At 46.9% G+C, this 18,744-nt stretch carries 16 protein-coding genes; 4 read left to right on the top strand and 12 right to left on the bottom strand.

All coding sequences use genetic code 11. From position 1 onward, the window contains the following. From QUA34_RS20165 to QUA34_RS20155, 3 genes are all read right to left on the bottom strand, one after another. Positions 1 to 229: hypothetical protein (locus tag QUA34_RS20165; protein ID WP_333389031.1), on the bottom strand; the 229-nt coding region annotated here is incomplete at its 3' end. Between the two features lie 187 nt (positions 230 to 416). Beyond that, positions 417 to 638 carry a hypothetical protein gene (locus QUA34_RS20160; RefSeq protein WP_333389030.1) on the bottom strand — a complete coding sequence of 74 codons (222 nt, stop codon included), beginning with the start codon at positions 636 to 638 and terminating at the stop codon, positions 417 to 419. Further along, positions 635 to 2,404 carry a S8 family peptidase gene (locus QUA34_RS20155; RefSeq protein WP_333331104.1) on the bottom strand — a complete coding sequence of 590 codons (1,770 nt, stop codon included), beginning with the start codon at positions 2,402 to 2,404 and terminating at the stop codon, positions 635 to 637. The genes QUA34_RS20160 and QUA34_RS20155 overlap by 4 nt, the downstream gene beginning before the upstream one ends. 255 nt (positions 2,405 to 2,659) lie before the next feature. Here QUA34_RS20155 and QUA34_RS20150 point away from each other — a divergent pair, with 255 nt between their 5' ends. The 3 genes from QUA34_RS20150 (at position 2,660) to QUA34_RS20140 (ending at position 5,343) form a co-directional block, all read left to right on the top strand. After that, positions 2,660 to 3,076, top strand: a complete 417-nt coding sequence (locus tag QUA34_RS20150) for a hypothetical protein (protein ID WP_333389029.1) — start codon at positions 2,660 to 2,662, stop codon at positions 3,074 to 3,076. Positions 3,077 to 3,363: 287 nt separating this feature from the next. Beyond that, a complete protein-coding gene (locus QUA34_RS20145; RefSeq protein ID WP_333389028.1) occupies positions 3,364 to 5,064 on the top strand; it encodes a pentapeptide repeat-containing protein in 1,701 nt (566 codons plus the stop codon). A 9-nt stretch (positions 5,065 to 5,073) separates the two neighbouring features. Continuing rightward, positions 5,074 to 5,343, top strand: a complete 270-nt coding sequence (locus QUA34_RS20140) for a hypothetical protein (RefSeq protein WP_333331095.1) — start codon at positions 5,074 to 5,076, stop codon at positions 5,341 to 5,343. Here QUA34_RS20140 and QUA34_RS20135 read toward each other — a convergent pair. The 7 genes from QUA34_RS20135 to QUA34_RS20105 form a co-directional block, all read right to left on the bottom strand. After that, a complete protein-coding gene (locus QUA34_RS20135) occupies positions 5,324 to 6,406 on the bottom strand; it encodes a patatin-like phospholipase family protein (RefSeq protein WP_333331092.1) in 1,083 nt (360 codons plus the stop codon). The two genes, QUA34_RS20140 and QUA34_RS20135, sit on opposite strands and share 20 nt — an antisense overlap. A 231-nt stretch (positions 6,407 to 6,637) precedes the next feature. Continuing rightward, positions 6,638 to 7,168, bottom strand: coding sequence for a peptidoglycan-binding protein (locus QUA34_RS20130; RefSeq protein WP_333085942.1), 531 nt, complete (start codon positions 7,166 to 7,168; stop codon positions 6,638 to 6,640). Between the two features lie 300 nt (positions 7,169 to 7,468). Continuing rightward, positions 7,469 to 9,595, bottom strand: a complete 2,127-nt coding sequence (locus tag QUA34_RS20125) for a HEAT repeat domain-containing protein (protein WP_333389027.1) — start codon at positions 9,593 to 9,595, stop codon at positions 7,469 to 7,471. A 185-nt stretch (positions 9,596 to 9,780) separates the two neighbouring features. After that, positions 9,781 to 10,140, bottom strand: coding sequence for a nitrite reductase small subunit NirD (gene nirD, locus QUA34_RS20120; protein WP_333389026.1), 360 nt, complete (start codon positions 10,138 to 10,140; stop codon positions 9,781 to 9,783). A 275-nt stretch (positions 10,141 to 10,415) separates the two neighbouring features. Next, positions 10,416 to 12,980, bottom strand: a complete 2,565-nt coding sequence (gene nirB, locus QUA34_RS20115; RefSeq protein ID WP_333389025.1) for a nitrite reductase large subunit NirB — start codon at positions 12,978 to 12,980, stop codon at positions 10,416 to 10,418. A gap of 386 nt (positions 12,981 to 13,366) precedes the next feature. Beyond that, positions 13,367 to 14,155, bottom strand: a complete 789-nt coding sequence (locus QUA34_RS20110) for an ABC-2 family transporter protein (protein ID WP_333326171.1) — start codon at positions 14,153 to 14,155, stop codon at positions 13,367 to 13,369. Between the two features lie 318 nt (positions 14,156 to 14,473). Next, positions 14,474 to 15,454: an ATP-binding cassette domain-containing protein gene (locus tag QUA34_RS20105; RefSeq protein ID WP_333389024.1), complete on the bottom strand. Its 981-nt coding sequence runs from the start codon at positions 15,452 to 15,454 to the stop codon at positions 14,474 to 14,476. Positions 15,455 to 15,652: 198 nt separating this feature from the next. Between QUA34_RS20105 and QUA34_RS20100 the strand changes: the two genes are divergently transcribed. Further along, positions 15,653 to 16,462, top strand: coding sequence for a calcium-binding protein (locus tag QUA34_RS20100; protein ID WP_333326167.1), 810 nt, complete (start codon positions 15,653 to 15,655; stop codon positions 16,460 to 16,462). A 60-nt stretch (positions 16,463 to 16,522) separates the two neighbouring features. Here the strand turns inward: QUA34_RS20100 and QUA34_RS20095 are convergent, their stop codons facing one another. Then, positions 16,523 to 17,557 (bottom strand): NAD(P)-dependent alcohol dehydrogenase, encoded by a 1,035-nt coding sequence (locus QUA34_RS20095; protein ID WP_333389023.1) that lies wholly within the window; start codon positions 17,555 to 17,557, stop codon positions 16,523 to 16,525. 149 nt (positions 17,558 to 17,706) lie between these two features. Continuing rightward, positions 17,707 to 18,510: an SDR family oxidoreductase gene (locus QUA34_RS20090; RefSeq protein WP_333326162.1), complete on the bottom strand. Its 804-nt coding sequence runs from the start codon at positions 18,508 to 18,510 to the stop codon at positions 17,707 to 17,709. Positions 18,511 to 18,744: the final 234 nt, after the last annotated feature.

Raw genomic sequence — 18,744 nt, 5'->3', positions numbered from 1 at the left:
ACCTCGAACCGGAGACTAAATTAGTAGATGCACCCTGATTAATTAACTCCCGACCAATTTTGGCCGGGTTTTTTTTTGGCGATCGCACCGCAACCCACGAATTTTCCCAAATTTTCCCAAACTGTCCGGAACAGGTGCACCTCGAACCGGAGACTAAATTAGTAGATGCACCCTGATTAATTAACTCCCGACCAATTTTGGCCGGGTTTTTTTTTCGTATTGCAGCCAAAACAGCAAAATTTCAATAAATCAAAAATTATCCGCGTTAATCTGCGTGCATCTGCCGTTAAAAATCAAATTTCTCCCGAACATCGTGCTAGCCACTGGAAAGTAAATAAAGATGCACCCTGATTAATAAACCCCAGCCAATTTGGGCCGGGGTTTTTTTTGGTCGAAAGCTGGATTAGTCGATCAACCTACAACACTTCAAAAGACTGCACCTCAAGCACCGGGCCGATCATAGCAAACGTCATCACATCCTTGCGGACTTCACCTTTAACACTCACTTTCAAACCAGCTTTTTTCAACTCAGAAGGAGCATCCTTAAGTTCGTAAGTTTCCCCATCTTGGCCAACCAATGCCCAAGTACCCGAGCCTAATCCTTTGCGTTCAATTTCACCTTTGACAGTAATACTCATGCCGATCGCACCTCTGTTTTAATTGCTAAACGCGCCAGTCCGAAACACAGAAAAGCATTGACAATCAAAAATGTTTGTGATACCAAACCTGTGCCTAATCCCCAGACTGTGGGAGACACAAAAGCATTCACCGCTAAACTGCTGGCAAAACCGATCGAAATTGCGATCGCAATCCACTTCCACTCTCGATGTCCCAACAGCAAAGCAATCAAAATCCCCGGAATCAAAACGCTAGCAAAAAAGGGATTCAGCATACTGCTGCCATTAATTGCACCGCCGAGTTCGGGAATAGAACTGCCCATCACCCGCATCGGCCACTGCGGCAAGTCAAATACAAACAAGTTCCGCAGGAAAAAGAACCCAGAACTACCAGCCATCAAGCCGCCGGAAAAGCCCCAAGTCCACTGGAACGGAAAATAATTCCGCATAAAGAAAGCCAGCAGGTAAGAACCGAGCACCATTGCAATTTTAGGCAACAGGGCGACTGCACCGCCGTCAATCCAAAAGCGGGGGTTGAGATAGCCGTTATCGCGCAGCCAGCGGAAGAAATCGCGGAAGTTGATTTGTCCGCGCTGGGCTAGCTGAACTGCTGCGGCTGCGTCTAGGTGTCCCGAACCAAAATGGTTTAACGGATCTTCAGTGACAGTTCGCGAGGACTGCAAGAGTACGCTGCGAATTTCGTCTGGTTCTGTGATGCCGGAGGCCTTGACAAGGGCTGCAACGGCGGCAACGTGCGGAGAAGCCATGCTAGTGCCTTGGTAGCCTTCAAAGACTTCGGCGCCGGTTTCCGGGTCGATCGTACTTTGCAGGATCTTGCCCATTTCTGAACCGCCGGGGGCTGCAATATCAACCCCTGCGCCGAAATTCGAGTAAGAGGCTTTTTCGTCGTCGGGGCCGAGGGCGGAAACGCCGATGACGTGGGGATAGCGGGCGGGATAGGAAGCGGAACTGTCGCCGGAGTTGCCGGCGGCTGCGATGATGACAACGCCTTTAGAGTGGGCGTAGTCGATCGCCTCTTCCATTAACTGACTTTCACCGCCACCACCGAGACTCATGTTGATAACATCTGCACCGTTGTCAGCAGCAAATTTGATCGCTTCGGCAATGTCGGAAACCGTGCCGCCACCGCTGCCGCTTAACACTTTTAGCGGCATTAAAGCTGCTTCGTAGGCGATGCCCGCAACGCCGTAATTGTTGTTAGTTGATTGGGCGACAGTACCTGCGACGTGAGTACCGTGGCCGTTGTCATCGTAGGCTTCGGCGCGATCGTTTACAAAGTCGTAGCCCGGTACAAATTTGGTTTCTTTTAAGTCAGCGACTGGAGTAATACCCGTGTCAATTATCGCTACTGTTGTGCCGCTGCCTTTGGTTTCGTTCCAGGCAGATTCTACGTTGATACTGCGGAGATTCCACTGCTTGGTATACATGGGGTCGTTGGGAATCTCGAAAGCGCTATAGACGTAGTTCGGTTCAATGTATTCGGTATCTTTAGCCAAATTTGATTTTCTCAGGGCGTTTAGCAAAGTGCGATCGCCCTTAACTACATATACATTGTCTGCCGCTGAGAATTCGCTGTTGAGTTGCGGTGCGACTTGGTACTGTTGGGCGATCGCATTTACTTCTTTCGCAATCTCAGCAGCACCCAAATCTTCGCGGAAATCCAGCACAATCGAGTCGTAAGTGCCTTGAGTAGCAAGTCCTGGGAAATTAGAAATCGCCCAGCCGAGCCCGATTAAAAATAAGCACAGAAGGAAAAACTTTTTCATTGCCGATCGTCCGTTTAGGGAAGGCGTGTTCACCACAATAACCCAATTTTCACCGCCAGCGCCAGTTTTCCTTGCTGCGACTTGTGGATATCTCCCACGCGAGCGTTTGGTAGTTTTCGGCAGTGGCTGTTGCTCGCTCAAAAATCGCTCTAATTTCTAGTTTAAATTGCAGAGCAAGTTTGAGGAGTTCAATTAATTGTATCATTAGAGAAGATGAGAAACTGAACAAGCGAGTATTTTCAAAAAGGGTATTGCATGGAAAGAGGTTTAATGTGGCTGCCGCTGCTGGCAATTTTTATTGGGCTAGCTTGGGCTGGATGGAACGAGTATCAAAAGCTGGAAGCCTATCGCGTCTGGGCCGAACAATTCGCTAAAGCCAAGTACGATATTTATGCTGTACTCGGTCAGCAAGAAGACAGTTTAATTTGGGGAAAACCTACTCGCAGCGGGCCTGTGAATTTGCAAACTTTTTCTTTAAAAGACGTGCAGTCGCTGCGGTTGTTAGTCAACTCTCAGGCAGTTGATTTAGAGTCACCGCCGAATTCGGGAAGTCCAATCGCCCTCGAATTTTTGTTGAAAGATGCTCCTGCGGTGCAAGTTCCTTTTACAGAAATTCCTCTAGCGACTAAATGGGGAAAACACTTGCAGCAAGAATTGCAGCGTTTTAGGTAAAAACACTCTCCGGCGGGGCAGCGTATCAGATATCAACTCGGCTACTTGAAGTTACAAAAGTCTGTCAAGCTGGTAGTAGAAAGAGAACTTACGTAACAAATCCTTTGAGCTGCTATCTATAAAAGTACAGGGGGTACGGATCACCCGGAGGACGTGAGTTCGGGCAGTAAGTAGTAGAGGTAGTTTCCCCCTGCCTAGCCCGATCGTGTTCCGTGCACACCTTAGAGTTAAAGTTATTGACCCGCGCGTCCTAAAACAGCTAAATTGCCAGCCCCCCAATCAGCGGAATGCAAACACAAGAATTTTTACAGCGCTATCAACAGGGAGAGCGCAACTTTGGTCACATTGACCTCAGCGGCGCTAGTTTAAGCGGTGTTAACCTGCGAGAAATAGACCTCACTGGTGCTAACTTGACCGGTGCTAATTTAAGCTGGTCTTTTTTGAGCAATGCCAAGTTGATAGGGGCTTGTTTGCGCCGCGCGGATCTCCGCAGTGCGGGGCTGGCTGGGGCGAATCTGAGCGGGGCAAATTTGAGCGGGGCAAATCTTGCTAAAGCGGATTTGCGCCTTGCTTGTTTGGAAGCAGCAGAACTCAATTGGGCCGCGTTCCCGGAAGCGGATTTGGGTGGTGCTAATCTTCAAAGAGTTAAATCTGACCAGATTAATTTTGCTGGGGCTAAACTCGACGGCGCGAAGTTGATGGCGGCGGAATTGATGGAGGCGAATTTCAACCGCGCCAGTCTTGTTGGTGCTAATTTAACGGGTGCTAATTTGCGGGAAGCGCATTTGGTGGAAGCGAATTTGCGATCGGCAATTTTACTCGGTGTAAATTTGATTGAAGCTGACTTGAATGGCGCTCAAATGCGATCGGCAAATCTGACGGGCGCTGACTTGCACCGAGCTGTGCTGGCGGGGGCGGATTTGACTGAGGCGGTGCTGGATAACGCTGATTTGAGTCGAGCTAATCTGGCGGGTTCTTATTTATTGAAAGCGAGTTTTAAGAAGGCGCTTTTGCTGCGAGCTAACCTGCAAGGAGTGTATTTACTGCGAGCAGATTTGAGCGAAGCTAATTTGCGAAGTGCTGATTTGCGGAAAGCTGATTTGAGTGGCGCTTATTTGATGGATGCGATGTTGGCTGAGGCGGATTTAAGAGAAGCTTGTTTGATTGAGTGCCGTTTGATTCGGACGAATTTGGAGGGGGCGCAGCTTACGGGTTGCTGCATTCAAAATTGGCAAGTTCAAGATGTCGATCTCTCACGAGTTGACTGCAGCTATGTTTTTACTCAGTTTGATTATACTGCGAAAGTGGCAGCAACTCGCTTTCCGGTCGAGCGCAATTTTGAGTCGGGGGAATTGGGGCGGCAGCATCAAGAGGACAGTTCTATTGTGAAGGTGTGTTTTGATGAATCTCCTAATTGGGAGGCTTTGGTTTTTACGCTGCGTCGGGTGGAGTTGGAAAGCCACGAACTCAAATTTAACGTTCAATTTTTTGAGTCGGCGGGAGAACAAAATTTACTGCGGCTGAGTGCGAACCGTTTGGTGAACGGCAAGATTTTGGGCGATCGCATTTTGGAGCTTTATCCAGATATGTTGGAAAAGGTTTTAGGCAAGGACGCTGAAATTTTGAGTTTGCTCGACTTGGCTGTTCCTAGTAACAATGCGGAGCCGAGCCAAAAGGAAGTATTGCTAAGAAGACAGGAAATCTACCAGCGAATGGTGCGCCAAATTTCGTTTATTTTGATGTCTCAGACGCCGGATAAATTCTCCGAAAGCGTGCAGCGGCTGTTGGATTATTTGAAGCAGCAAGGTATCCCAACAGAGCAGATTCAAAAGAAAGTTATCAGTCAGGCGATCGTGCAGCGGGCGAAGCAAGACCCAGTTTTTCGGGAACAGTTGCTCACGTGGGAGAAAACGGCGTCCGATCGCGTTCGTGGTTCGATGATGGGGGAAGCGGTGCGGTATGCGATCGCCCTTTTGAGCGATTATTAACAGTTAATTGTGAACACTGGAAGCCGGAGAGCAGCTAATACCCGCACTTGCTCTTCTGCGTCGGAAACTGCAAGTCTCGTGCAGCGGGGCAAGCAATACCAAGTTTTTCGGGAACAGTTGCTCATGTGGGACAAAACGGCTTCGGATTGCGATCGCTGTTCGGTAATGGGGGAAGCGGTGCGGTTTGGGATGCCCTGTGGTGGGAATGAATACACACCAAATCTTACCCCCATTAAAAATCCTCCAGCCGGATCTCGATTTAACTGTCCGGTTGATTAGAATATAGTTCAGTTTCCTCCTTCAAAAGCTTACACAACTCATCCAAATCTTTCTTACTGTGTTCAATCAGTTTTTCAGCTCGCTCTTCAAGGTGATCAATATTACTGGGACTTGCGTTGTCGATTTTATCGTGACCATTATCGCTACTCAATGGAAGTTGAAAACGATAGTAATTTCTGTTATTTTCTTGGTCGGCCTTAGTCACCATTAGCTGATTGAGCTGATACGCAACAGATTCGCTTTGACCATCTAGAAAAACGTTAAGTAACGGAAGTGCCCATTTGATTTGTCCCCAATTTTTTGCGTCTCTATACTTATATTTCTTAGTTAGTGAGCCAGTACCCAAAGAAACAACAAGGGTATCCTTACGGTGTAGTTCTTCACGAGTTTTTTTCTTGTAAGAAATCATCGCCTCCATTATTGCAAGTGAAGCAGGATTATTTGCCAAGATGCCGCCGTCTACCAAAGCGTAATATCCCTCATCGGTATGATGTCCCGTGTCGAGTTTGTAGGGTGGAAAGAATGTCGGTGCAGCAGAAGTTGCCATTGCTGCTTCCCACATTTTGAATCCCGTACATACTTTCCGGCTATCAAAACTCTTGATCTCCTCTGCGTCCGGATTGCTTGTAAAAAAAATTGGTACTCTCAGTTCAATATCATAGCTCGGGATAAAAATTTCTCGTAATGCGTCTTCAATCTTAGCTTCACCTAGAAGATCCTTTAAAACTTCTTGCCTACCTTGTGGCTTGTGCCTGGGTTGTAGCAGATCATCAAAATCCAGTGGAATATTCTGATTAAAAATCTTTCCTCCATATTTACGATAGAAATTTACAAGTTCGGCGGCGGTATATTCTGGCTCACGATTGATGCTAGAGTCGGAGTTCTTTTTAGTTAAACCCAGTGCTAAAATTCCTCCTGTTGAAGTGCCTGCAATAAAATCAAACATGGTTGCTATGCGTTTTCCTGTGCGCTCTTCAATGTAGTTGAGAACGATCGCAGGAATAATACCCCGAATACCACCACCATCAATTGAGAGAATTCTTCTCTTAAATTTAGTACCCATGACACGTACTCCTTTAGATATTGCTTAAATTATCAACTGAAATGAAACAAAGTCCTACAGCATCAAAATACCAACACCAACGTCATCATATAGTTTCCGGTTGCATCGGAATAATCAAATCGAGTCAACAGTTAGCACTCAACCATTCAGTTTTTCGACCCGCTCGTCAACAGTCAACAGTCAACAATCTTTTCTGAGTACAACCGGAATTTATATGAATCCCACCCGTCATTAGTGCCGTAACTTGCTGAGGGCGTGCCAAGTTTTGTAGCCGACAATTCCATCTTGCGGTAAAGCCTTGCTGAGTTGCAATTGTCGCACTGCTACATCTGTCATCGCCCCGAAGAATCCGTCAATGGAACCGAAATAGTATCCATTCATTTTCAAGACATTCTGAACAATTTTAACAGCATTACCAGAACTGCCCTTCATGACTACCGGCATATTCACAGGTGCACCAGAGTATAGTGCTTGCCAAGTGATAGGGCCGACAATCCCATCTTCTTGTAAAAAGACGCGGTGTTGATAGCCTTTGACGCCGTTGTGAACTTGGATGCCGAAAATACCGTCAATCGCCCCGGAATAATAACCCCAATGATAGAGAAGCTGTTGTAGTTCCTTGACAGCTTGACCTGTTGAACCCCTTTGTAATGTGGGTTTGTTTCCTGCAGTGGTTTCAGCAAATGCCAGAGTTGATTGAGAAGTAGTTTCGGCGACGAGAGCCATAGTTTCATTGTTCAAGCTTCTTTCTTCGGTGTACATAATTTGGTTCCTCTCAACATTTAAGTTTTGGTATTTGATATTTCAGGTATAACTGGTGGGATTTGTTAATGCACAGTCACTTTTTCGAGTGTCACTCATTTGAGTGTCACTCGTTTGAGTTAGTCCTAGTGTTAACTGTTAATATCTCTTCCGCCTGCGCCGGAATGATATACTGAAAGAATGTTAAGAGTGCAAGGAAGAGAAGTTATGCCTAAACGTCTAAAGTTGGAGCCTCATCAAACTCCAGAAATAAGAGCAGGCATGATTAATTTTCCGAGGTGTCTAAAGGATTGTTTCTACTTACCAGTCTTGGCTGCGTAGCCGGCGACCCGCTAAGGCCCGCACTTGCTCTTCTGCGTCGGAAACTGCAAGCGATCGCAACAAAGGCACAACTCCCGGATTTTCGGGATAATGTTCGATAATCGCTTCGAGTGCTGTAAATCTGGGATTGTAAGGAAAAGAACCGTTTTGATTTTCAGGATCGCTCAAAGTTCGATCGCGCAAAAACTCAAACATTCCCGGCTCGTCTTTCCATCCCCGCATTAACTCTACCAGGGCGATCGCCCGCACCTGCGAATCTTCATCTTTTTGAGCTCTACTTTTGAGCCACTCGAAAGTTTGAGACTGATTTGTCCACCCGCGCGCTAAGTTTTGCAAAGCGATTTGCCTGACAGCGGGACTCTCATCGCCCTCTGCTTTAGCCTCCAGCAGCATCCAAGTTTCAGGATTGTCTGGCCAGTTGTAAGCGAGTTCAAGCACCGCCGCTTCCCGCACTAGCGCTTCCCCAGAATCGAGCTGAATTTTCAGCCAAGACAAGGTTTCCGGGGCGTCGGGCCACCCCCGCACGATCGATCGCACCAGCACGCTCAGCAGGTGAGAATCATGCTCCAACTCGACCCGGCTTTTGAGGAAAGGCAGCGTCTCGCCCCGGTGAGACCAGCGTTTTGCGATTTCTTCCACCGCAGTTTCTCGGACGTTCAGGTGTCTGTCTGACCCGGCGAGATTTTGCAACCAGCCAAAGACTTCGAGACTGCCTGACGCCAGTGCGGCGACAGCCTCCACTACTACTTGCCGCACAGTCCAGTAATCCTCGGAATCAGCTATTTTTTGCAGCAGGGGCAGGGTTTCTGGGTGGTCGGGCCAACCTGCTGCTATCTGTTGTAGGGCTATTTCTCGCAGGTCGGCGTCGCGATCGCCCAATGCTATATTTTTCAAAAAAGTCAGAGTTTCGGGGTTCCCAGGCCAGCCAGAGGCAATTGCTTGCACTGCTGAGCGCCGGACGCTCGAACTCGCGTCGGACTCGGCTTTAGTCTTCAGCAGCAGGTAAATGTCTGGTTCATCGGGCCAGTGCGAGGCCAATTCTTCTAAGGCTGCTGTCCGCACTTCTTTACTGCTGTCGGATTCGGCTAGGGTTTTCAGCAGCAGGTAAACGTCGGCTGCGGCGGGCCAGCCTGCTGCCAACTCCCGCACCGCTACGGTTCGCAGGATAGAACTTCCTGTCTGGGCAAGGTTTTTGAGCAGGGAGGCGGTGCCTAAAAGGCTGTGCCAACCTCTGGCTATTTCTTGCCACGCACAGACTCGTACTCCCAAATTTTCGTCGGATTCGGCGGCGCTTCTCAGCAGCAGCAAGGTATCTGTGCGATCGGGCCAATTAGAGGCCAACTGTTCGAGTGCTGCGGTGCGAACTGCGGGACTTTGATCAAACTGAGCCAAGGCAGTCAGCAGCGGCAAGGTATCGTTCGTGTCGGGCCAACCAGAAGCCATTTCTCGCACACAGGTCGATCGCACTGCCCAGCTTCCATCGGATTTGGCGAGGTTTTTGAGCATCAGGTAAATTTCTGGCTGGTCTGGCCAACCACGGGCTATTGCTTCGACTGCTGTGGATCGGACTTCGCCACAGTCGGTGGAGTGAGCGAGTATTTTCAACCAGGGAAGGGTTTGCGGGTCGTTTTTCCAAGTTTGGGCGATCGCGGCGATCGATCGATTGCGAATTTGATAAGTTTCCTGCAACTCTTGAGCGCTTTGATAAAGAATCAGGAAACCCGTACCGTATTGCGATAACTTTTTTAAAGCGCTTAACAGTTTTTTGGCGGTTTTTTTATTAACATCATTTTTAACTTTTAACAGGCATTGCGCTGCTAAAAACAAATTAATAAATTTTGCTTGTTGACCGTTTTGCTCTGTGAGATATTCTATAATTTGGCTCGCTGTTTCTTTGTCGAGCTTAGCTGCAATTTCTCTGAGGACTTCGTGCAAAGATTCGTCCCGCCAGTGCTGGCCGAAAACTTGTATGTTGAGTTCGCCCCAAGTCAGTTGACCGATTTTGAGTTGGGCATGGATTAACTCTGCTACCGTCTGGGGATTATTTTCGGAAACAAGTTTTTTTAACAACATACCGATACCCTGCTCGCTGAAGTTTGTTTGCATTGACAATCCTCCCATCAGCTCGGATATTAGTTGAGATTTTTTTGAGCGATGCTGGAGTATGGAGCCAATCGACTCTATTTTAGACGAAAAATACTGAGTCGGGAGGGCCCCAATGCAAAATCCGCCAGCACCCACAGGAATGTTAGGTGGTGGCGGATGGCGATCGAACAATTAAGCCGCTGAATCTAACTAACAGCTACTTGGACGCGCTCGACTACAACCCGAACCGCAAAAGTAGGAATCTTTACCGTTTCATCATCTAGACATTGCCCGGTAGTGAGACTAAAGTTTTGCTTGTAAATGGGAGAAGCAACTTTGAGAGTGCCGTTGCGATCGCCCACAATTCCCCGCGACAAAACAAAAGCTTTACTAAACGGGTCGTAATTGCTAAGCGCATAAACTTCATCCCCGTTTCCCACTCGGAAAATCGCCACTTGTTCGCCTTTAACTAAAGCGCAAACTCCAGTATAAGGGGCGATCGCATCCAGAGAACACACATCTACCCAAGTTGTTACTGTATCGGAAACTTGTAATGATTGAACCATTTTCTTTTCCTGTTAGTTTACTTCAATCTCGTTCCTTAGCTAGGCCTCGGAAGGTAGGTTTCCAGGCCTAGCCTCCGGGAATTCATTCCCAGACACAGCCTGAAAGATCAAATCTTGCTCCCTCCCCTTAGCAAGGGGAGGGGTTATCTTGCTCCCTCCCCTTAGCAAGGGGAGGGCTGGGGAGGGGTTATCTTACTCCCTCCCCTTAGCAAGGGGAGGGCTGGGGAGGGGTTATCTTACTCCCTCCCCTTAGCAAGGGGAGGGCTGGGGAAGGGTTATTCCGAAACTCCAACCAAAGATTTTTCATGTTCGTTAGCCGGCCGCGTTTGTCCCCGTTCCGCAACACGAACAATACTCGGATCGGGCAAATCGGAATTCACAAAATGCTGGAACCGCTGCACCTTTTGTGGGTCTTCAATCGTCGTTTTCCACTCACATTGATAAGTATTCACTAAATGTTCCATCTGCGCTTCTAATTCAGCACAAATGCCCAGAGAATCCTCAATTATCACCTGTTTCAAGTATTCAATCCCGCCCTCAAGCTTGTTCAACCAAGTAGCAGTGCGTTCCAATCTGTCGGCGGTGCGGATGTAGAAAACCAAGAATCGATCGATATACTTAATCAGCGTTTCCTTATCGATATCCGTCGCCAGCAAAACCGCGTGTTGTGGCTTAATACCACCATTGCCGCACACGTACAAATTCCAACCATTCTCTGTCGCAATTATCCCAAAATCTTTGCTTTGAGCTTCCGCGCATTCGCGAGTGCAACCAGAGACAGCAGATTTGAGCTTGTGGGGCGATCGCAAACCACGATAACGCAATTCAACCTCGATCGCCAAACTCGTTGAATCCTGCACCCCAAAACGACACCAAGTGCTACCAACACAAGATTTTACAGTACGCAGAGCCTTACCGTAAGCGTGTCCCGACTCAAATCCCGCATCAATCAACCGACGCCAAATATGCGGCAATTGATCCACGCGAGCTCCAAACAAATCAATCCGTTGCCCCCCAGTAATCTTAGTATAAAGCCCAAAATCCCTGGCAACTTCACCCAAAACAATCAACTTATCCGGCGTAATTTCTCCCCCCGGTATTCGCGGCACCACCGAATAAGTACCGTCGCGCTGAATGTTTGCCAAAAAGTAATCGTTCGTATCTTGCAAACCGACGTGAGACTTCTCTAAAATATGGTCATTCCAAGTAGAAGCCAGCATCGAACCAACAGCAGGCTTGCAAATTTCACAACCCTTACCTTTGCCGTGTCTTTCAATCAACTCCTCAAAAGTTTTAATTTCTTGAGAGCGCACTAAATGATACAATTCTTGACGAGAATATTCAAAATGTTCGCAGAGATTATTTTTGACTGCAAACCCAGCTTTCTTCATCTCCGACTTGAAGATATCCGTCACCAAAGGCACGCAGCCACCGCAGCCCGTACCAGCTTGAGTGCATTTCTTGACGCTGGCAACATCGGTTAAATTATGATCGCGAATCGCTGCACAAATCTGCCCTTTGGTAACATTATTGCAAGAACAAATTTGAGCCGAATCCGGCAAACTGTCTACTCCAAAGCCGGCCGGTGCTCCCCCTTCTCGCGGTGGCATTAACAAATCTTCGGGATGCGGAGGCAGAGCAATTTCATTTTGCATGAATTGCAGCAAAGTGCCGTAAGCCGAAGCATCTCCCACGAGAATTCCGCCTAAAATCCGGCTGCCGTCTTGATTTAAAACTAATTTTTTGTAAATGCCTTGGAATGTGTCAGTGACAACAATTTCTTTAGCATCGCCCGACTTGGGGAAAGGATCACCAAAACTAGCGACATCCACCCCCAATAATTTGAGTTTAGTGGACATATCCGCACCTGTAAAAGTGCTTGTGGAACGGGCATCTTGCCCGTCATCCGCTACAATGCTCAAAATATCTGCTGCTACGCTTGCCATTGTATACCCAGGCGCAACTAAGCCGTAGATGCGATTTTGATACAGGGCGCATTCTCCGATCGCATAAATGTCAGGATCGGAGGTTTGGCAGCTATCATTAATCACAATGCCACCGCGTTCTCCTACTTCTATACCGCAACTTCTGGCAATTTCGTCGCGGGGGCGAATGCCAGCAGAAAACACAATCATATCTGTTGCCAATTCCGAACCGTCAGCAAACAGCATTTTAGTAACTTTGCCATCTTCGCTGACAATTTCTGTGGTAGATTTGCTGGTATGAACCGAGACACCCAAATCTTCTATTTTGCTGCGGAGAATTGCACCGCCCATATCGTCAACTTGCACGGGCATCAGCCGCGAGGCAAACTCAACAACGTGAGTTTTGAGACCGATATTTTGCAGAGCATTAGCACACTCTAGACCTAACAAACCACCGCCAATTACTACACCACTTTTGCAATTCTTAGCGTAATCGGACATCGCTTCCAGGTCGTCAATTGTCCGGTAAACAAAAGTTCCTGTAGCGTCTTTGCCTTTAATTGATGGCACAAATGGATAGGAACCGGTCGCGAGAACAATTTTGTCGTAGGGAACTTCTAAACCGTTGGCTGAAGAGACTGTTTTTTGTTCCCGGTTAATGGCGACTGCTTTGTCACCGATGTAAAGCTTTATGTCATTTGTGTGGTAAAATCCCGGTGCAACTAAAGATAAATCTCCCGCTGTTTTGCCAGAGAAAAATCCGCTGAGGTTTACGCGATCGTAAGCAACGCGCGGTTCTTCACAAAAAGTAATTAAATTCCAGTGTTTGGCAGCATCCGAGCTCACCATTAACTCCAGGAACTTGTGACCTACCATGCCATTGCCGATTACAATGAGGTTTTTTTTGGCTGTCATTAGAATCTCTTTTATCCCGTTTATCAGTCGTTGGGTTAATTAATATAAGAGTTTATTGTAAACTTTTGTACTTATATATACAAAAAATGGAGGTTTATGCAATTGTCGAATACTCGCGATTGCATTTTTGCATGATGTGTGCGATCGAGGTAAATACGGTGCTTCACCTAAGTCTTTTTGACAAAAGGATTAGTATTATACTAGGACGGAATCTAAACTTTTATAATTTTTAATTATTATTTAACTAACAAGCGGGAAGTCCCGCGCCCGAAACCGTAAGAGTGAAGCGAGGGGATGAAAACGCACAAATTAAGTGAGTTGAATGCCCACTTGATTTATAACTATTCTCGCATATGAGGAATACTGTAGCATCAGCCCTGGGTAATTCACGCTCCCATGCCTGAATACTGTTTCAAGCCCTGCCGCCAAAGCCAGCGATTCCACACAAAAAACACCGCACTCCAACCCAACATTACCAACAAACCGCGGCCTAGATCTACGGGCAATCCGATCAAGATTGAAGCGGGAAAATGAATCAAATAAGGAAAAGGCGTCCACAAAACTACTTCGCGCACGGGTGCAGGAAACACTTCTAGCGGCGCGATAAGTCCCGATAAAAACAGGTAAATTAGAAACCAGAATTGCTCGATCGCACTTGCCCTCTCCAGCCAAAAAGCAAACAGCGCAAAGGTATACTGTATCAGGAACCGCAAGCAAAAAGCCAAGACGATAACCAACAAAAACAGCAAAAACCTGCCCAAACTCGGCAGCCAAAAAGCCTGCGGGTAAAGTGCAAAAAACAGCAGCACTAATCCCAATACAAACGGCAGCCTCGCAAACCTTTCGGAAACGTGAGATGCAAAGTGATGCCATACGGGATCTAGAGGCTGCAACAATCTATTAGATAGCCTGCCTTGCACTACTTCCTTTTCAAACTCCCAAATCACCCAAACTACATTTGTTTGCCTGACAATGAAAGCTGCTAAAAAATAACGGGCAAAGTCGAGCGAATTCAGCCCAAATTGACCAGTTTCTGCCGCCTGCATCCAAACACCCATCAGGATAAACGGCAAAGCTCCCGACAGCGCCCACAAAAACAATTCCGCCCGGTATTCGAGCATATAAGCGTAGTAGGTAACTAGCAAAGTTTTAGCAATTTTCACAATTCTGTTCATATCAATTTTAGAGTTAATTTTTAGGTGTTAGCAACGGGCTATAAGCCCGTTCCACAAAACATTGAATTTATAGTGGAACAGGCATATTGCCTGTTTTTTGGGGTTAGCAACGGGCTATAAGCCCGTTCCACAAAACATGGAAACTCTCGTGGAACAGGCATCTTGCCTGTTCAATTTTTAGGTGTTAGCAACGGGCTATAAGCCCGTTCCACAAAAACATTAAATCTCTAGTGGAACGGGCATCTTGCCTGTTCTACTTTATAATTCTAGTGCAACAGGCATCTTGCCTGCTATGGAGAATGAACCCAGCCAAAAACATTACACTTTTCCAGTGCGAAAAACTCTACCAATTACCTCTTCAATTGGCGGATCGGTAACAGTCAAATCTATCACTTCCAACTCCGCCAAAATCTTCGCCACACTCACCGTCAGCTCCTCCCTTTTGACTAAAAACCGTACCGATTGTCCCTCAATAGATTCTACCTCTCCGTAAGCAAAAGCACTATCTTTTGCCAGCGGTTTAGCTAATTTTACCTGAACTTCCCGATAAGGTGCAAACCTGTCGAGCAATCCGTCCAAACTGCCATCATAAACTAATTGCCCTTCATGGATTAACAAAACGCGCTTGCACAAAGCAGTAATGTCAGCCATGTAGTGGCTCGTCAACAGCACCGTTGCTTGATAGCGCTCGTTATATTCTCGCAGAAATTGTCTGACGCTAAACTGTGCGTTTATATCCAAACCTAAAGTCGGTTCATCTAAAAATAATACCTCCGGCTGGTGCAGCAGCGCCGCCATCAATTCAGCTTTCATGCGTTCGCCTAAAGAAAGCTTTCGTACCGGCTGATTTAGCTTGCCTTCTAGTGACAGCATCTCTGTCAATTCTCCGACTCGCCGTCGATAATCTGCATCGGGAATGCCGTAGACAGCGGCATTGATTCCCAGAGAATCAAGCACGGGTAAATCCCAAATTAACTGCTGTTTTTGCCCCATCACTAAGGTTATTTTTTGCAGAAAATCGGCTTCGCGACGGAAAGGAGTACGATCGCACACTCTCACAGTACCAGCCGAGGGATAAATCAAACCAGTCAGCATTTTCAGCGTAGTAGTTTTGCCCGCACCGTTAGCACCTAGAAACCCCACGACTTCCCCCGGTTCAATACTGAAAGAAACGCCCTCAACTGCTTTGATATTGCGGTAAGTGCGACTAAAAAAGTGTCGCACTGTTCCTTTAAGCCCCGGTTCTTTAATCGCTACCGGATAAACTTTGCTCAAGTCTTCAACTAAGATAATTGGCATCGGCTCAAATTTTAACTTTTATTTTAATCTAGGGTATTTCCATCAGGCTTGTGCCAAGATGGAGCGATCGAGCTGTCTAGTAGGGTGTGGCCGCGATTTCTCGATCGCGAGTCAGGAAGTAACTGTGTTCTGGCGCACCCTAATAAGCTGTAGAATATTGCACAATATCCATGCTCACATCGCACAAAGTTTACAATTATGGTACTCACCCCAGATAATTCAGACATCCCTCGTTTGGTAGGAGACAATTCTCCTGAAAATATTACACTTGCACCAGGACAACTTACTAGTTTTCCTGGGGGACTTTGGATGGTGGGCGGCAATGATACTGTCAGGGGCTCGTCAGATGCAGAGCGGATTTTCGGTAACGATGGTAAAGACAGTCTGTTAGGTGGTGTCGGCAGTGATTCTATTTACGGTGGCAAAGATGATGACGATGTTTTGGGAGAATTTGGCGAGGATTTCTTGACAGGAGATAGAAATAGCGATTTCCTTGATGGGGGTGCGGGAAATGATTTGCTGCGCGGAGGACAAGGTGTTGATTTGTTAGTGGGCGGTGACGGTAATGATACTTTAATTGGCGACAGAGATGTCGATATTTACCAAGGTGGTGCAGGTAGCGATGTATTTGTTTTGCGAGTCGATCAAGCGGGAATTAGAGTAGTTGGTATTGAAGTTCCTGACGCGGTAATTGTGGATTTTGATAAGTCTAACGATTCGATTGGAATTAGTGTGCCATTTACCAGTAGCAATATCTCCTTGGAAGAGGTAAGTTATAGCTTGAACGATCCGAGACTGCTGCTGATCGATCCTGCAAGTATAGCCGGTGGAACGAGTTTGTTAGCCAAGGGTGGCATCTCCCAGCGAAGTCTCGATCCCGATGGCAACGGCCGTGTAGAAGCTACTAATATTAGATTTGGTTTTACTAATGCTTTGTTGGGTACTGTTTTGAATGTGACCCCAGCCGATTTAAACGGTCGTTTTATTAATGCTAATTCTTTGCTTTAAGTCGTTGCTTATATATCTCTAGTAGGGTGCGCTAGGCGCACCTTACCGATTACGCATTATCTAACTCACCGTCAAAACTGCGCGATAGCGCACTTGATTGTCGCGGACTTTCTGCATTGCTTCATTCGCTTGTGCGATCGCAAAAACTTCGATAATCGGCTCAATCCCAAACTTCTCTGCAATTGACAGCATTTCATTAATCATAGCGCGACCGCCGATCGGCGAAGCCATAATTCGGCGCCGCTTTGTCAGCAACGGAAACAAGGGAATGCTCAAAGGTGCGTCGGGAACTCCCACAAAAGCAAGCGCCCCGTCAGAATCGAGAAAATCAATGTACGGAACCCAATCTAAAGCAGCAGGAACAGTGCTCAACAAAATATCTAATTTGCTGCTAGGCGCTTGAGGAATTTCGCCTTTTCCTACTACAATAGCTTCGTCCGCCCCCATTTTTTCTGCAAATTCTGCCTTATCTTGGGAAGTAGTAAAAACTGTAACGCGGTTGCCTAATTTTTTCGCAAATTGCACCGCCATGTGTCCCAAACCGCCGATGCCGAGAATGCCAATTTCTTGCCCTGAACTCATCCCCGCATTCCGCAAACCGGCGTAAACCGTAATTCCGCCGCACAACAGCGGCCCCGCTATTTTGGAATCGATGCCTTTGGGAATAGGAAAAGCAAACCGGGAATCTACCATCAAATAATCGGCAAAACCGCCCGGGCCCGTAACAATTAATCCCTGATTTTCATCGCAGAGATTTTCGTTACCGCGCAAGCAGTCGCGGCACTGCAAACAAGACGACCTTTGCCAGCCGACACCAACGCGATCGCCCACTTTTAAGTGAGTCACTTGCGGCCCTATTTCTGCCACTTCTCCGATAACTTCGTGGCCCGGAACGAGGGGATATTTTGATTGACCCCAGTCGTTGTCAATCATGTGCAAGTCAGAGTGACAAATGCCGCAAGTTAAGACTTTTATCAGACATTCATGTACTTTTGGAGATTCGACATCGAATTTGTATTCTTCAAGCAATCCCCCTGTTTTTTTAGCTGCTAGTGCTTTGATTTGCATGGTGGTGTTTCCTGGTTTGTTTGCCATTATAGTGTTCGGGCCGGGTTTAACACTCTCTTTCTTGAGTTGTATATATTCAAGTGGAGGGACCCCTAGGACTCAGGCGCGTTACTAATAATTTTTCCGGTGCGCCCTGGGTACTTTACTAATTACCAATTATCCATTACCACTTAGGATTATAACTTGCCCTTTTCCATTGCCCACTGCATCAAACCGGGGAACAACCGATAAGCTTCCGATGCCAAAAAAGCAGGGCCGACGGTAACTTCTGCACGCTGATTTTTCACAGCATCCCAGATAGCTTTAGCAATATCTTCTGGCTGAGTTGCCCACTCAGATTTCAGCATTTTGCTCATTTGCTGGCGGCGCAATTCGACTGCGGGTTCGTCTCGATCGCGAAATTGAGCTCTTTCTAAAAAATCGCTATTAATCAAGCCCGGATGCACGGCGCAAACGTGAATACCTTGAGGCGCTAATTCCAATCGCAAAGTTTCTGTTAAACCGGTGACTGCATATTTGCTCGCACAATAAGCAGTCATTTGAGGCAAAGGCATTTTGCCGCCAATGGAACCAACATTGACTATTGTCCCTGTTTTTCGTTGCAAAAAATGTGGCAAAATTTCTTGAATTGTGTTAACGCATCCCCAAAAATTGGTATTCATTAATTGCTGCCAGTCTTCGGAGGTAGTTTGCTCGATCGCCCCCGTGAGACAAATGCCAGCATTGTTAACTAAAACATCGATGTTGCCGCAGGTATCTAGGGCTTTTTGGACGATCGCGCGCACTTGATGAATGTCGCCGACATCGCCCGGAATAGCTACAGCGGAAGTGCCTTCTCGCTGCACTTGAGCCACTGCTGCTGCCAATCTCTCTGGCTGGCGAGCTACCATCACTACATCGTAACCTTTACTTGCAAATAAAATTGCTGTTGCTTTGCCGCTTCCTTGAGAAGCGCCTGTAATCAAAACTGTAGGAGCCATAGATAGTTATAAATTGTAATATCAATTCCGGCTGAACCGGAATGAGTGTTGACTGTTGACTGTTAACTGTTGACTGTTAACTGTTTGAATAATACCGATGCAACCGGAAACGAGATGATTCGGACTTGTTTGATGTTGAATTTTGTAGGGCGGGTTCGCAAACAATAATTGCCCGTAATATACAATTTCATAAACCCGCCCTGCCCCTACTATACATTAATATTTCTTGGATAT

The organism is Microcoleus sp. POL10_C6 (genome assembly GCF_036701585.1).
Lineage (GTDB): Bacteria > Cyanobacteriota > Cyanobacteriia > Cyanobacteriales > Microcoleaceae > Microcoleus.
The sequence above is the reverse complement of the archived record's forward strand: the minus strand, read 5'-3'. Positions and strand labels throughout refer to the sequence as shown.

Excerpts from the sequence above, each read along its gene's own strand:
- QUA34_RS20160 (WP_333389030.1), bottom strand. The coding sequence starts at position 638 with ATGAGTATTACTGTCAAAGGTGAAATTGAACGCAAAGGATTAGGCTCG.
- QUA34_RS20155 (WP_333331104.1), bottom strand. The coding sequence starts at position 2,404 with ATGAAAAAGTTTTTCCTTCTGTGCTTATTTTTAATCGGGCTCGGCTGG.
- QUA34_RS20150 (WP_333389029.1), top strand. The coding sequence starts at position 2,660 with ATGGAAAGAGGTTTAATGTGGCTGCCGCTGCTGGCAATTTTTATTGGG.
- QUA34_RS20145 (WP_333389028.1), top strand. The coding sequence starts at position 3,364 with ATGCAAACACAAGAATTTTTACAGCGCTATCAACAGGGAGAGCGCAAC.
- QUA34_RS20135 (WP_333331092.1), bottom strand. The coding sequence starts at position 6,406 with ATGGGTACTAAATTTAAGAGAAGAATTCTCTCAATTGATGGTGGTGGT.
- QUA34_RS20130 (WP_333085942.1), bottom strand. The coding sequence starts at position 7,168 with ATGTACACCGAAGAAAGAAGCTTGAACAATGAAACTATGGCTCTCGTC.
- QUA34_RS20125 (WP_333389027.1), bottom strand. The coding sequence starts at position 9,595 with ATGCAAACAAACTTCAGCGAGCAGGGTATCGGTATGTTGTTAAAAAAA.
- nirD (WP_333389026.1), bottom strand. The coding sequence starts at position 10,140 with ATGGTTCAATCATTACAAGTTTCCGATACAGTAACAACTTGGGTAGAT.
- nirB (WP_333389025.1), bottom strand. The coding sequence starts at position 12,980 with ATGACAGCCAAAAAAAACCTCATTGTAATCGGCAATGGCATGGTAGGT.
- QUA34_RS20110 (WP_333326171.1), bottom strand. The coding sequence starts at position 14,155 with ATGAACAGAATTGTGAAAATTGCTAAAACTTTGCTAGTTACCTACTAC.
- QUA34_RS20105 (WP_333389024.1), bottom strand. The coding sequence starts at position 15,454 with ATGCCAATTATCTTAGTTGAAGACTTGAGCAAAGTTTATCCGGTAGCG.
- QUA34_RS20100 (WP_333326167.1), top strand. The coding sequence starts at position 15,653 with ATGGTACTCACCCCAGATAATTCAGACATCCCTCGTTTGGTAGGAGAC.
- QUA34_RS20095 (WP_333389023.1), bottom strand. The coding sequence starts at position 17,557 with ATGGCAAACAAACCAGGAAACACCACCATGCAAATCAAAGCACTAGCA.
- QUA34_RS20090 (WP_333326162.1), bottom strand. The coding sequence starts at position 18,510 with ATGGCTCCTACAGTTTTGATTACAGGCGCTTCTCAAGGAAGCGGCAAA.